The organism is Nereida sp. NH-UV-3 (assembly GCF_042939535.1).
GTDB lineage: Bacteria > Pseudomonadota > Alphaproteobacteria > Rhodobacterales > Rhodobacteraceae > Nereida > Nereida ignava.
The window spans coordinates 1,825,679-1,837,910 of the sequence record NZ_CP132157.1; the positions used below are offsets into that span (position 1 = coordinate 1,825,679).

At 54.3% G+C, this 12,232-nt stretch carries 13 protein-coding genes; 6 read left to right on the top strand and 7 right to left on the bottom strand.

Annotated elements, in window-relative coordinates:
- Window positions 1-7: 7 nt before the first annotated feature.
- Together NeNHUV3_RS09020 and NeNHUV3_RS09025 are read left to right on the top strand one after the other, a co-directional pair.
- Window positions 8-910, top strand: coding sequence for an SPFH domain-containing protein (locus NeNHUV3_RS09020; protein ID WP_391481001.1), 903 nt, complete (start codon window positions 8-10; stop codon window positions 908-910).
- A 1-nt stretch (window position 911) separates the two neighbouring features.
- A complete protein-coding gene (locus NeNHUV3_RS09025) occupies window positions 912-1,184 on the top strand; it encodes an NfeD family protein (RefSeq protein WP_391481003.1) in 273 nt (90 codons plus the stop codon).
- 56 nt (window positions 1,185-1,240) lie between these two features.
- On the opposite strand, the gene NeNHUV3_RS09030 is transcribed toward NeNHUV3_RS09025, so the two are convergent.
- The 6 genes from NeNHUV3_RS09030 to NeNHUV3_RS09055 all read right to left on the bottom strand — a co-directional run bounded on the left by NeNHUV3_RS09030 (window position 1,241) and on the right by NeNHUV3_RS09055 (window position 5,327).
- Window positions 1,241-2,170 (bottom strand): FAD-binding protein, encoded by a 930-nt coding sequence (locus NeNHUV3_RS09030; RefSeq protein WP_391481004.1) that lies wholly within the window; start codon window positions 2,168-2,170, stop codon window positions 1,241-1,243.
- Window positions 2,170-2,928, bottom strand: a complete 759-nt coding sequence (locus NeNHUV3_RS09035; RefSeq protein WP_341246814.1) for an electron transfer flavoprotein subunit beta/FixA family protein — start codon at window positions 2,926-2,928, stop codon at window positions 2,170-2,172. The genes NeNHUV3_RS09030 and NeNHUV3_RS09035 overlap by 1 nt, the downstream gene beginning before the upstream one ends.
- A gap of 141 nt (window positions 2,929-3,069) precedes the next feature.
- Window positions 3,070-3,642, bottom strand: a complete 573-nt coding sequence (locus NeNHUV3_RS09040) for a cob(I)yrinic acid a,c-diamide adenosyltransferase (protein WP_341246815.1) — start codon at window positions 3,640-3,642, stop codon at window positions 3,070-3,072.
- Between the two features lie 3 nt (window positions 3,643-3,645).
- A complete protein-coding gene (locus tag NeNHUV3_RS09045) occupies window positions 3,646-3,855 on the bottom strand; it encodes a twin transmembrane helix small protein (RefSeq protein WP_048598750.1) in 210 nt (69 codons plus the stop codon).
- Window positions 3,856-3,918: 63 nt separating this feature from the next.
- The gene (locus tag NeNHUV3_RS09050; protein WP_391481007.1) at window positions 3,919-4,743 is read right to left on the bottom strand and encodes an SDR family NAD(P)-dependent oxidoreductase; all 825 of its coding nucleotides are present in this window, start codon (window positions 4,741-4,743) and stop codon (window positions 3,919-3,921) included.
- Between the two features lie 38 nt (window positions 4,744-4,781).
- Window positions 4,782-5,327, bottom strand: coding sequence for an SH3 domain-containing protein (locus tag NeNHUV3_RS09055; RefSeq protein WP_391481008.1), 546 nt, complete (start codon window positions 5,325-5,327; stop codon window positions 4,782-4,784).
- Between the two features lie 144 nt (window positions 5,328-5,471).
- On the opposite strand from NeNHUV3_RS09055, the gene parC reads away from it, so the two are divergent.
- Genes parC through NeNHUV3_RS09070 form a run of 3 tightly spaced genes read left to right on the top strand, consistent with a single transcriptional unit; the run spans window position 5,472 to window position 10,140 of the window.
- Window positions 5,472-7,781, top strand: a complete 2,310-nt coding sequence (gene parC, locus NeNHUV3_RS09060) for a DNA topoisomerase IV subunit A (protein WP_341246818.1) — start codon at window positions 5,472-5,474, stop codon at window positions 7,779-7,781.
- Between the two features lie 34 nt (window positions 7,782-7,815).
- Window positions 7,816-9,024, top strand: coding sequence for a DUF898 family protein (locus tag NeNHUV3_RS09065; RefSeq protein WP_391481010.1), 1,209 nt, complete (start codon window positions 7,816-7,818; stop codon window positions 9,022-9,024).
- A 3-nt stretch (window positions 9,025-9,027) separates the two neighbouring features.
- Window positions 9,028-10,140, top strand: coding sequence for a M48 family metallopeptidase (locus NeNHUV3_RS09070; protein WP_391481011.1), 1,113 nt, complete (start codon window positions 9,028-9,030; stop codon window positions 10,138-10,140).
- Here NeNHUV3_RS09070 and NeNHUV3_RS09075 read toward each other — a convergent pair.
- Window positions 10,137-11,495 (bottom strand): cytochrome P450, encoded by a 1,359-nt coding sequence (locus NeNHUV3_RS09075; RefSeq protein ID WP_391481013.1) that lies wholly within the window; start codon window positions 11,493-11,495, stop codon window positions 10,137-10,139. The two genes, NeNHUV3_RS09070 and NeNHUV3_RS09075, sit on opposite strands and share 4 nt — an antisense overlap.
- Before the next feature lie 202 nt (window positions 11,496-11,697).
- Here NeNHUV3_RS09075 and NeNHUV3_RS09080 point away from each other — a divergent pair, with 202 nt between their 5' ends.
- The gene (locus tag NeNHUV3_RS09080) at window positions 11,698-12,177 is read left to right on the top strand and encodes a hypothetical protein (RefSeq protein WP_391481014.1); all 480 of its coding nucleotides are present in this window, start codon (window positions 11,698-11,700) and stop codon (window positions 12,175-12,177) included.
- Window positions 12,178-12,232 lie beyond the last annotated feature (55 nt).

Sequence of the window (12,232 nt, forward strand, 5' to 3'; positions counted from 1 at the left end):
GCTGACCATGGGGAGTGAAGAGGTTTTGCAGGTTTTATTTAGTATTTTGGGCGGCAACATCGTTGTGGTGTTGCTAGCCGCGTTTATCATTATTTGTATTCTGCTTGGTGTTCGGATCGTTCCGCAGTCAGAGCAGTTTGTCATTGAGCGTTTTGGTCGGCTTAAGGCGGTGCTTGGGCCCGGCATTAACTTCATTGTGCCGTTCCTTGATCGCGTGGCGCACCGGATTTCGATCCTTGAGCGACAGCTTCCGAATGCCTCACAGGATGCGATCACGTCGGACAACGTTTTGGTACGGGTTGAGACATCCGTATTCTATCGCATCACAGAACCTGAGCGAACAGTTTACCGGATCCGCGACGTAGACGCAGCGATCGCAACAACAGTAGCAGGTATTGTGCGCGCCGAGATCGGTAAGATGGAACTTGACGAGGTGCGATCGAACCGTGCGCAACTGATTGAACAGATCAAGGCGCTGGTGGAAGAGGCCGTAGATAACTGGGGCATTGAGGTCACGCGCGCAGAACTTCTGGACGTGAACCTTGATCAAGCAACCCGCGACGCGATGTTGCAACAGTTGAACGCCGAACGCGAACGCCGCGCGCAAGTAACCCGTGCAGAAGGTGAGAAACGCTCGGTTGAGTTGCAGGCGGACGCTGATCTTTATGCGGCACAAAAGCAGGCTGAGGCGCGCCGTATTCAAGCAGACGCTGAGGCCTACGCAACTGCGACGGTTGCTGACGCGATCAATGCGCACGGCTTGGAAGCAGCACAGTATCAAGTGGCTTTGAAGCAGGTCGAAGCCCTGAACACACTTGGAAATGGTAATGGAAAAAGCACGATCGTGGTGCCGGCAAATGCGCTTGAGGCGTTTGGCAATGCGTTCAATATGCTGAAAGGGCGCGGTTAATATGGATGCATTGGCAAACACGTGGTGGGCATGGGCTGCGTTTGCCCTTGTTTTGGCGATCCTTGAGGTGCTGGCCCCAGGCTTTGTCCTGCTGGGGTTCGCCATTGGTGCGGCGCTGGTGTCTGTTTTGGTTTGGCTCAACGTCGGCCTGTCGTTGATCTGGCTGTCACTGTTGTTTGCTGTGGCGTCACTTGTTGCGTGGCTTGTGCTGCGGTCGCTTTTTCAACTCAAGACCGGTCAAGTGCGCACGTTTGATGAAGATATAAACAGCTGACCATAAAAAAGGCCCGCTTAAATTGCGGGCCTTTCTACTGTGTCTAAAAAATAGGTTTAGCCCAGTTTGCTGGTCAATTCGGGCACTGCGTCGAAGAGGTCTGCGACCAAGCCGTAATCAGCAACTTGGAAGATAGGTGCTTCTTCGTCTTTGTTGATTGCCACGATGATCTTGGAGTCCTTCATGCCAGCAAGGTGCTGGATCGCGCCGGAGATGCCGACAGCAACATAAAGGTCAGGTGCGACGACTTTGCCAGTCTGGCCCACTTGCCAATCGTTTGGCGCGTAACCACTGTCCACGGCTGCGCGTGATGCGCCAACGGCGGCACCAAGCTTATCTGCAAGTGTTTCGATCAGTTTGAAATCATCTTCTGATCCAACGCCGCGGCCACCGGAAACAACTACACCGGCTGATGTTAGCTCGGGGCGATCAGATGTTGCGACTTTGTCTTCGACCCATTCGGACAGGCCTGCGTTGCCAGCGGCTGCAATGTTCTCAACTGTTGCCGAGCCACCTTCGCCCGCAGCGTCGAATGTTGACGTCCGGATGGTTGCGACTTTTTTGGCGTCTGCTGATTTCACAGTCTGGATTGCGTTGCCCGCATAGATCGGGCGCTCGAATGTGTCTGCGTCGATCACAGCAGTCACTTCAGAAATGACCATCACATCCAGAATCGCCGCCACACGGGGCAAGGTGTTCTTGGACGCAGCGGTAGAAGGCGCAACGATGTGGTCATAATCACCAGCCAGCGATACGATCAGATCAGCAACAGGCTCGGCCAAGTCATGGCCGTATTCGGCGGCATCTGCGCAAAGCACTTTGCCAACGCCGTCCAGCGCAGCAGCAGCCGTTGCAGCGCCAGCGCAGCCTTCGCTTGCGCAAAGGACAGTGACATCGCCCAATGCTTTGGCCGCAGTTAGGGCCTTTGCGGTCGCGTCTACGTTAAGTGCGCCACCATTTACTTCAGCAATCAGAAGAACAGCCATTATACAGCCCCCGCTTCTTTGAGTTTCTCGACCAGCTCATCAATTGAGCCAACTTTGATACCAGCCGCACGTTCTGCGGGCTCGGACGTGCCAACGATTTGCAGACGTGGTGAGACATCAACACCGTAATCAGCTGCGGTCTTTTCATCGAGCGGCTTCTTCTTGGCCTTCATGATGTTTGGCAAAGACGCATAGCGCGGCTCGTTCAGGCGCAAATCAACAGTGACGATAGCAGGCATCTTCACTTTAATGGTCTGCAAGCCGCCGTCGACTTCGCGTGTCACGGTCGCTGTGTCGCCATCAACGGCCAACTCAGACGCAAAGGTTGCTTGTGACCACCCCAAAAGCGCCGACAGCATTTGGCCGGTCGCGTTCATGTCGTTGTCGATCGCCTGTTTGCCAGCAAGGACAAGCCCGGGCTGCTCTTCGTCGACAACAGCCTTGAGGATTTTGGCAACCGCAAGCGGCTCAATGTCAGTGTGCACGTCATCAGCAGCAACAACCAGAATGGCGCGATCAGCACCCATCGCAAGCGCGTTGCGCAGGGTCTCTTGGCTCTGTTTTACGCCAATAGAAACCACAACAACTTCGTCAGCCGTTCCGGCTTCCTTCAAGCGGATCGCCTGCTCTACTGCGATTTCGTCGAATGGGTTCATCGACATTTTGACGTTTGCAAGATCAACACCGCTGCCGTCCGCTTTCACACGAACCTTAACGTTATAGTCGATCACGCGTTTGACGGGCACGAGGACCTTCATGGCGTTTCTCCTGTTGGTAAGCCTTTACGCAGATTCGCTGCGCAATAATCTTCCTTGGTTGTCTAGCAATGCAGAACAAACGAAAACAGGGCAAAATCGACACCAAAGGGCTCTTCGACGCCGCGTTGCCTTTTTTGGTGTTTACCTATTGGCGCCAGGAACCCACAAAACATCGTCTTTGCCGTCATTATTCGCCACCCGCGATGCGACAAAAAACCAATCTGACAAGCGGTTCAGATATTTGACGGCTGCGGTGTTCACGTCTTCAACGCTGGCCAGTTCAACGGAAAGGCGTTCTGCGCGGCGTGCAACGGTGCGACATTGGTGCAGGTATGCAGCAAGGGCTGATCCGCCCGGCAAAATGAAGCTGCGAAGTGGCTCAAGCGCTTCGTTCATCGCATCAATTTCGCTTTCGAGGCGGGCGACTTGGCCGTCTGTGATACGTAGCGGTGTGTATTCTGCTTCCGCATCTTTGGCGATGTCAGGGCGACACATGTCGGCGCCCAAATCGAACAGGTCATTTTGGATCATGGCCAACTGCGCATCGATTTCGCCAGTGGCGTGTAGCCGCGCAAGGCCCACGATTGAGTTGGTTTCGTCAACAGTTCCATAAGCGTTCACGCGCATGGAGTGTTTTGCGACACGCTCACCGTTGCCCAAAGCTGTTTGGCCTTTGTCACCGGTTTTTGTGTAGATTTTGTTGAGTACGACCATGGTTTACGCTCCGAATGTCTGTGAGATGAAGACCCAAGCAACGATCAAAATTACCGCCGCAAACTGTGCATAAAGACGCCAGCGCATAACTTTGTTGGCGTGCTTTTTGTTGAAGTCACCGCCTTTGGCAAAGCCACCGATGCCCAACATCAAAATGCCAAGCACAATTACGCAAGCGATAGCAGCAACGATAAATAGTGGATCGGAAAGCATGGTCAGTCCTTGTTTTTGTATAGTTCCCTGCGAGATAACCCGCTTTGGCCGAAAGGCGAGGGGTCAGGCCTTGGATATCAGCCAATCTAATGCGCGGGTTGGCAAAATGCGGCGGGCAAAGCCCATAATGTAGGTCGGCGTTGTGATGTAATAGCGTGGTTTTGGCCTAGGATGTTCAAGCGCGTGACGCAGTTTTTTGGTCACCGCCGAGGCAGGCAATTCGAAAGTATCGGGACCGTTATCCTTGTATAATCGCTTGGACAGGCCCGCTTCATAGGCACTTCGACGGGCGCTGTTTTTCCAATCAATCCACTTTTCAAAATGCGGAATAGAGTTTGCGCGAATGCTGCTGGTAACGGGGCCTGGCTCAAGCAAGATGATGTGAATGCCAGTTCCCTTCATCTCGATACGCAGCGTATCCGTCAGCCCTTCGAGTGCGAATTTGGTGCTGTTGTAGGACCCGCGCCACGGCAGCACGACTAGTCCCAATACTGATGAACAGTTCACAATACGCCCGTGTCCTTGTTTGCGCATGACTGGGATCACAAGGTTGGTCAGTTCATGAACGCCAAACACATTCACTTCGAAATTCGCGCGCAGTGCGTCGCGTGGCAAATCCTCAACTGCGCCCGGGGTTGCGAAGGCGCCGTTGTTATAAAGTGCGTCCAAGGTGCCGCCTGTGGCATCAAGCACCTCGGCAAGGCCTGCCTTCAGGCTGTTGCTGTCAGCGTAATCCAAAAGGGGGCTTTCAAAGCCTTCTGCCTTCAGGCGGTCGCAGTCTTTTTGTTGTCGGCACGATGCAAAAACGCGCCAGCCTGCGTCGCGCAGCCCGTGGGCTGCATCATAGCCGATGCCGCTTGAGCATCCTGTAATGAGTACTGATTTCATTGCGCTGTTGTGGCAAGCGCAGCGGTGTCCCGCAAGGGTTATCCGTCGCCCAAAAGGAAATCTGCAACCCAGCCGATGCGGTTCTCAGCCGTTCGAATTTGCACCCACCCACGGCCAAGATCATCAATGACCTTAACTTCATCACCGGCGTTCAGCTTTGTCACAACGCCGAAAACAGTGCCCGGCCCGCCACGGATGTTCACAACACTGCCCGTGATTACCTTAATTACCTCTGGTGGCGCTGCGGGGAGGATGTCCTCAGCCTCAAGAGCGTCCTCAACAGCTGTTGACAGTGCAACTGTGGTAATGACTGCGTCACTGGTCGAGGCTTCTGCAGCGTTGATTTTGGGTGGGTTGGCAAGCTCGGCAAGTCCGAAAGCGTCGCTGGTAATCGCTTTGGTCACGGCAACTTCGACTGCTTGTTGATTATCTTCAAGGGCGGGTTCTGGAGCAGGCTCATAACGCGCGATTAGAACAAGCTCGCTGCCATCCGGCCAACTTTCCGCCACGAACTCATCGCCCCCGCTCAATTCATAAAACGCAAAAGCCAAAAAACCGAAACAAAGAAGGATCACTCGCCACATCACACTACTCCGCACGCCGAAGCGCTAACTCGTTACAACCACACTTAAAGTTCTAGCATGAGTTTTTCGATTCTGTGAGCAGGCAAAGGCAAATATTCAACTTTGTTCGCTTTACGCGCGATTCAGCCACAGTTACACAAAGCCATGACTAATTTACCGCCCGATACAGATGATCAAAACGTCCCCGCCGTCGCAGAGCCATTGCGCCGTGCTTTGGGTGACCGGTATCTGACCTACGCATTGTCCACCATTATGCACCGGGCCTTGCCTGATGCGCGTGACGGTCTGAAGCCTGTGCACCGGCGGATTTTATACGCGATGCGCGAGTTGAAGCTAAGCCCAACAGGTGGGTTCCGTAAATCAGCTAAAATTTCCGGTGACGTGATGGGGAACTATCACCCGCACGGGGACGCCGCGATTTACGATGCAATGGCGCGTTTGGCGCAGGACTTTAACGTCCGCTATCCGTTGGTTGACGGGCAGGGTAACTTTGGCAACATCGACGGCGATAATCCCGCCGCGTCGCGTTACACTGAAGCGCGCATGACCATCGCAGCCGAGGCGCTGCTGGATGGTCTGGCCGAGAATGCTGTTGATTTCCGCGAAAACTACGACGGCACGTTGACTGAGCCTGTGGTCTTACCAGCTGCGTTTCCAAACCTGTTGGCGAACGGATCAAGCGGTATTGCCGTGGGCATGGCCACGAACATCCCCCCTCACAATATCGAAGAATTGATCAACGCGTGTTTGCATCTGATCAAGGCGCCGAATGCGCGGGACGAAACGCTGCTTGAACACGTGCCGGGTCCTGATTTTCCAACTGGCGGTGTCATTGTTGAGCCGCGTGAAAATATCGCCGAGGCGTATCGCACCGGTAAGGGCGGGTTCCGCCTGCGGTGCCGTTATGAGATTGAACAGCTTGATCGTGGGATGTGGCAAATCATCGTCACTGAAATCCCCTATCAGGTGCAAAAGTCGAAACTAATCGAGAAGCTGGCCGAGGTCATTCAGCTTAAAAAAGTGCCGATCCTTGCGGATGTGCGCGATGAAAGTGCCGACGACGTACGTATCGTGCTTGAGCCGAAGTCCAAGAATGTTGATCCCGATGTGTTGATGGGAATGCTGTATCGCAACTCTGATCTTGAGGTGCGTTTCAGTTTGAATATGAACGTGCTGATTGATGGTCTGACACCAAAAGTGTGCAGCCTAAAAGAAGTTCTGCGCGCGTTTCTGGATCACCGCCGTGACGTTCTGCTGCGCCGCTCAAAGCACCGGATCGACAAGATTGATCACCGGCTTGAAGTGCTCGAAGGCTTTATCATCGCGTTCCTGAACTTGGACCGTGTCATTGATATTATCAGATATGACGAAGACCCAAAGCGCGCCCTGATGCATGAAAGCTGGTCGCAAGACTTTGTGCGCGCGACGGATGAGAAAGATTATGTTTCCCCGTCACGTGATCTGGGTACCGAGCTGAGTGAAGTTCAGGCTGATGCTATCTTGAACATGCGCCTTCGGTCGCTGCGCCGCCTTGAAGAGTTGGAGCTGGTACGCGAGCGTGACGCCTTGATGGAAGAACGCGCCGGTCTGCAAGACCTTCTTGATAGCGAAGAAATTCAGTGGTCCACTATTTCAGAGCAACTGCGTCAGACCCGCAAGGAATTTGGTGCGAAATCTGAATTTGGCGCACGGCGCAGCACATTCGCCGAAGCAGGCGAAGTGGAAGACGTTCCCCTTGAGGCGATGATCGAGCGTGAGCCGATCACGGTTGTCTGCTCAAAAATGGGATGGATCCGCGCTATGTCGGGCCATATCGACCTTGGCCGCGAACTGAAGTTCAAAGATGGGGACGGCCCGCGGTTTATCTTCCACGCCGAGACAACCGACAAGATTTTGCTGCTTGGGACGAACGGGCGTTTCTACACGTTGCAGGCCAGCACTTTGCCCGGTGGCCGGGGCATGGGCGAGCCCGTGCGACTGATGGTTGATTTGCCTCAAGACGTCGAAATTTTGATGCTGTTCATCCATAAGCCGGGGCGCAAGCTGCTGCTTGCATCAAGTGCGGGCGATGGGTTTGTGGTGCCTGAAGATGAGGTGATCGCGCAAACCCGTGGTGGCAAGCAAGTGTTGAACGTGCGCGCACCAAACACTGCTGCTGTATGTCGTCCCGTCTTGGGTGATCATGTGGCTGTGGTTGGTGAAAACCGCAAAGTGCTTGTTTTTGCTCTTGATGAATTGCCGGAAATGGCGCGGGGCAAAGGGGTTCGCCTTCAGAAATATAAAGACGGCGGTCTTAGTGATGCGACCACGTTTGATTTCAGCGAAGGGTTGAGCTGGCTTGATCCGGCTGGTCGTACCCGTACTGAAACGGCACTTGCGGAATGGACGGGTAAGCGCGCGGGTGCTGGCCGTATGGCGCCGCGCGGGTTCCCGAGGGATAATAAGTTCACCTAGGTAGCTGGTGTGTGAGTAAGAAGGATGACGAGTAATGGAGCAGGGCGACACACTTGAAGGCAGATACGGTGGGCAACGTGGTCCCATCTTTTTGCTGGTCCTTCAAACGGGCATTTTGACTGTTTTGACCCTTGGGATTTACCGGTTTTGGGCCAAATCGCGTGTGCGGCGTTATGTGTGGAATGCGGTTCAGCCCGGTGGTGATCCAATGGAATACTCGGGAACAGGCGTTGAAAAATTCATTGGCTTTCTGATCGCTTTGGTGGTGCTGGCCGTTTATTTGGGATTGTTGCAGGTCTTGCTGACTTTTGCCGGTCTCAGCCTGCTTGATTTGGTTCCTGATGAGGGGGCTAGCGAGGCGCAGATATTTGCAAGCATTGGCGCGACATACGCCACGCTGATCGCGATTGTCCCGCTTATCTTTATCGCCCAATATCGCGGCCGTCGTTACATGCTGTCGCGCACGCGGTGGCGGGGTTTGCGGTTTGGCATGGATCAGGCGTCGCTTGGCTATATGTGGCGCGCGATTGTTTACAGCGTCATCACGGTTGTCTCACTTGGTATTCTTGCCCCGCTTGGTACATTTCAGTTGGAGAAATTTAAGACTGACCGCACTTGGTACGGCGATGCGCAATTTGAACAAGGTGGCCGCTGGACAATGCTTTATCGCGCGGCATCTGTGTTACTTCTTGGACTTGGGGTCAGCATTGTGGGGGCAGTTGTCAGCGCGTCAGGTTCCGAGGGTCTTGGCATCACGGTCATGGTAGTTGGGACGGTCCTGATCGTGATCGGGTTTGTGCACTACCGCTTGCAAAGCTTTGCGATAATGGCGCGGTACAAAACACTTGATGATGGGGCGATTGAGTTTGAGGCGTCACCCCAAACTGGCCGTGTCGTTGGGCATTACATCAAAGGGTCGTTGCTAACGATGTTGGTGACTATTGCGGCGGCAATTCCGGCAGGTGTGATTTTATTCATGGCCAGCCAAATTGGTGCAGCCGGTGGGTTCGGTGGCGCGCAGATTTTCAGCACAATCATTGCCGTGCTGAGCTATGTGGTTGCGCTTGTGATGGGCGGCGCTTCGACCATGGCATTCATTACCCAACCGATTTTTGGTCACATCGTAGAAACATGCGCTGTGCGTTATCCCGAGCATTTCGACACCATTCAACAACGTGCTGCCGATGATATGCCTGACGCCGAAGGCTTTGCGGATGCTCTTGATGTGGGCGGTGCGTTTTAAGCGATGGCGTTGCAAAGTAGCCTTGCCTCTTTCGTAGATGGAAAGACCGCTGGAAAGCGCGACGTCTACATCGAAGTTGCGGCGACTGCAGAGGTTTTGCGGATTTGTGATGCCCAAGGCGATGTGCTTGCGGAGTGGCCATTAAAGCGGTTGCGGCGGATGCAAGACGGATCGCGCACGGTTTTGTATTTGGCTGGTGATCCAGATGAAGCGCGTCTTTACCCGTTTAATTTGCACGATGAGACGGTTTTGGCGGCGCTCGCCCCTAACCTTGATAAACGGCGGCCCATTGGACCGCTGGTTCGAAAAGTAATCGGTTGGAGTGTGGCCGCGGCGGCTGCCTTGGCGGTGATGCTCTTCGTAATCATTCCCAGCCTGTCAGATCAACTCGCTACTGTCATTCCGACTGAGCGTGAAGAGCGTATCGGTAAAGTTGTTTCTTCTCAGATTGAGCGTGCGATGGTTTGGCAAGACGACAGTGCTGATGAAAGTTGGCAATGCTCATCAGCCGCAGGTGATGCGGCTTTGGCCCAGATGGTCACCCGTGTGTTGGGGCCGCTGGATGTGCCCTACACCTTGAACGTTCAAGTCGTGGATCACCCTTTGATTAACGCATTTGCATTGCCCGGTGGTCAGGTGATTTTGTTCCGTGGTTTGTTGGAGGCTGCTCAGAGCGCAGATGAAGTGGCGGGTGTTCTGGCCCATGAATTAGGCCACGTGATTAACCGCGACCCGATGCGCCTGACGTTGCGTGCGGCGGGGTCTGCGGGATTGTTGTCGCTGATGCTTGGCGACGCAACCGGAGGTTTGATTATTGCAGGCGCGGCAGATCAGGTGATGAACGCGAGCCACACCCGTAAAGCAGAAGCTCAAGCAGACGAATTTGCCCTGAAACTTTTGGATGAGGCTGAGATATCTCCACTGGCCTTTGCGCGCTTTTTTGAAACGCTTAAAGAGGACAGCCCAGATATGACGGGTGCTCTTGAATGGTTATCATCGCATCCCTCGCTGAGCCTGCGTGCCCAAAACGCGCGGGACAATGTACAGCAGGGCAAGACCTATCGGCCCGTTTTGAATGCGCAAGCGTGGCGCGATCTACAGACGATTTGTGGCTAGCTGCTAAGCTCTTCAACCTGAAGCCACACGCCGCCACTTGGCCGTAGTGTCAGGATCAGTTCCGGACGCGGATCACGTCCTTTAACGGCCGTGAATTTGAACCGCGAAAGCAGTGTAGCCAGAATGATCACCGCCTCTTGCAGGGCAAATGACGCCCCGATGCACACCCGTGGACCATCCCCGAAGGGTAGGTATGAAAAGCGGTTTACGGCCTTTGGATCCGCAAAGCGGTCAGGGTCAAAGGCGTCAGGATTTTCCCACAGGTCTTTATGACGGTGCAGGGCATAGATGGGCAGCATGACTGTGTCGCCCTTGCGCACCTCGCGCCCACACAGCGTATCTGATTGTTGTGCAGTGCGGCTGATGAAAGCGGCAGGCGGATAGAGGCGCAAAGCTTCATCAATGATCTGGCGAATGTAGGGCAGGGCCTTGATATCGTCTGCCGTGGCCGTGCGCCCGTTCAAAACCTCGCTTGCCTCGGCGCGGGCCTTTTGCTGTACGTCTTCATCAAAGGCACACAGATAAAGCGCCCATGCCAAGGTGAGGGCAGTTGTTTCATGTCCTGCAACGATGAAGGTCAAAAGGTTGTCGCGCAATTCATCCGTGTTCATCTGGCGTTTTGTTTCCGGATCTTCGCCTTCCAGCAACAGATCAAGTAGATCAGGAATGTCACGGGGTCCTGCGTTGCGCCGTTCTTCAATCGAAGCATCCGCGATACGGCGCATATCCTTCATAGCTGAAGATGATCCGATGCGGTTCAGGCGCGGTACCCACGTAGGCACGCCAATAATATCAAGCAGTGACACTTTGGCAGTCTGTGCGATGTAGGCATCAATGGCGCGGTGAACTGCGCCTGCGTCCACACTATCGCCGTCGGAGAACGTGACGTCCGAGATCACCTCAAACGTGGCTTGCACCATTTCGGCAAACACATCGACCGCACGGCCTTTGGATGCTGCCAGCCGCTTGGTTGAGCGATCAGCAGCCGCGCCCATGATCGGAGCCAAGTTTGCGATATTGCGATGTTTGAAAACGGGCGTTGCGGCACGTCTTTGCCAACGCCAATGGCTGCCTTCAGCGATGAAAAGGGAATTGCCGATGGCAGGTTCAAGAATGTTTTTGGTGACGTCCGACTTGGGATACACATCCACGGCGTCCTTCAGAATGTGGCGTAACGCATCCGGTTCCATCACCATATGCCAACGCACCACAGCGGTTTTGCCCGAAACAATTGGTTGCTTTGTGGCGATGTCCGGAATGATCTCAACCAAGTTCCGTCGCGCGACACGCAGTGTCTCGATAATGCCCAACGGCTCGGTCACGAGTTTGCATCGCGCTGGCAGTTTGTCTGACATTTGATCGCTCCGTTACCTGTTGCCGTTCATAATGGTGACCCCTTGGAGGTAAGTCACATCTTCGCGCTGTCCATTGTGAAGGGCCCTGAAACTGCGTTAGGAACTTTCAACCGGTTATGAAAGGTGTGTGCCCGTGTGGAAAATGATAGTTGGTTTGCTTGCGCTGCTCGCAGTTGCGGGATGTGGGGGCATAACCGCTGAGATGACACCCCCTTCGCCTGCGCTCAGCAGCTTTGATCTGGGTCATAACGTTGTGATCGGAACGACGGCCAAGAAGGGGCCTTTGTCTCGGGATGCGACGGCGGAGGAGTGGGTCGAAAGCCTTAGCTCTGCCATTGATGCCCAGATCGGTCGCTACGATGCAGGTGGTCTCTATCATTTGGGTGTAAGCGTTGATCAATTTGTCTTGGCCGCCCCCGGCGTGCCACTTGTGTTGTCGCCCAAGTCGATCTTGCAAGTTTCAGTCACTGTTTGGGACAACGCCAAGGGCCAAAAGATCAATAAAACGCCCGAACAAATCCTTGTTTTTGAGAGCTTTTCCGGTGGTAGCCTGCTTGGCTCAGGGCTTACCAGATCGCGTGAAGAACAAATGGCGGGCCTAAGCGCAAATGCCGCGATAAAGATCGAAAATTGGTTGATCGAAAATGCCGCATGGTTCGCGCCACTCAACGATGCGGAATGACTTGATTTATCTGTGTAAACCTCATACACGCCGCACCGTTGGAAACGGGCTGCGA

Bases quoted from the DNA above. Each gene is read 5' to 3' on its own strand.
- parC (WP_341246818.1), top strand. From the start codon at position 5,472: ATGACTAATTTACCGCCCGATACAGATGATCAAAACGTCCCCGCCGTC.
- NeNHUV3_RS09065 (WP_391481010.1), top strand. From the start codon at position 7,816: ATGGAGCAGGGCGACACACTTGAAGGCAGATACGGTGGGCAACGTGGT.
- NeNHUV3_RS09030 (WP_391481004.1), bottom strand. From the start codon at position 2,170: ATGGCTGTTCTTCTGATTGCTGAAGTAAATGGTGGCGCACTTAACGTA.
- NeNHUV3_RS09050 (WP_391481007.1), bottom strand. From the start codon at position 4,743: ATGAAATCAGTACTCATTACAGGATGCTCAAGCGGCATCGGCTATGAT.
- NeNHUV3_RS09045 (WP_048598750.1), bottom strand. From the start codon at position 3,855: ATGCTTTCCGATCCACTATTTATCGTTGCTGCTATCGCTTGCGTAATT.
- NeNHUV3_RS09025 (WP_391481003.1), top strand. From the start codon at position 912: ATGGATGCATTGGCAAACACGTGGTGGGCATGGGCTGCGTTTGCCCTT.
- NeNHUV3_RS09035 (WP_341246814.1), bottom strand. From the start codon at position 2,928: ATGAAGGTCCTCGTGCCCGTCAAACGCGTGATCGACTATAACGTTAAG.
- NeNHUV3_RS09055 (WP_391481008.1), bottom strand. From the start codon at position 5,327: ATGTGGCGAGTGATCCTTCTTTGTTTCGGTTTTTTGGCTTTTGCGTTT.
- NeNHUV3_RS09070 (WP_391481011.1), top strand. From the start codon at position 9,028: ATGGCGTTGCAAAGTAGCCTTGCCTCTTTCGTAGATGGAAAGACCGCT.
- NeNHUV3_RS09075 (WP_391481013.1), bottom strand. From the start codon at position 11,495: ATGTCAGACAAACTGCCAGCGCGATGCAAACTCGTGACCGAGCCGTTG.
- NeNHUV3_RS09080 (WP_391481014.1), top strand. From the start codon at position 11,698: ATGACACCCCCTTCGCCTGCGCTCAGCAGCTTTGATCTGGGTCATAAC.
- NeNHUV3_RS09040 (WP_341246815.1), bottom strand. From the start codon at position 3,642: ATGGTCGTACTCAACAAAATCTACACAAAAACCGGTGACAAAGGCCAA.
- NeNHUV3_RS09020 (WP_391481001.1), top strand. From the start codon at position 8: ATGGGGAGTGAAGAGGTTTTGCAGGTTTTATTTAGTATTTTGGGCGGC.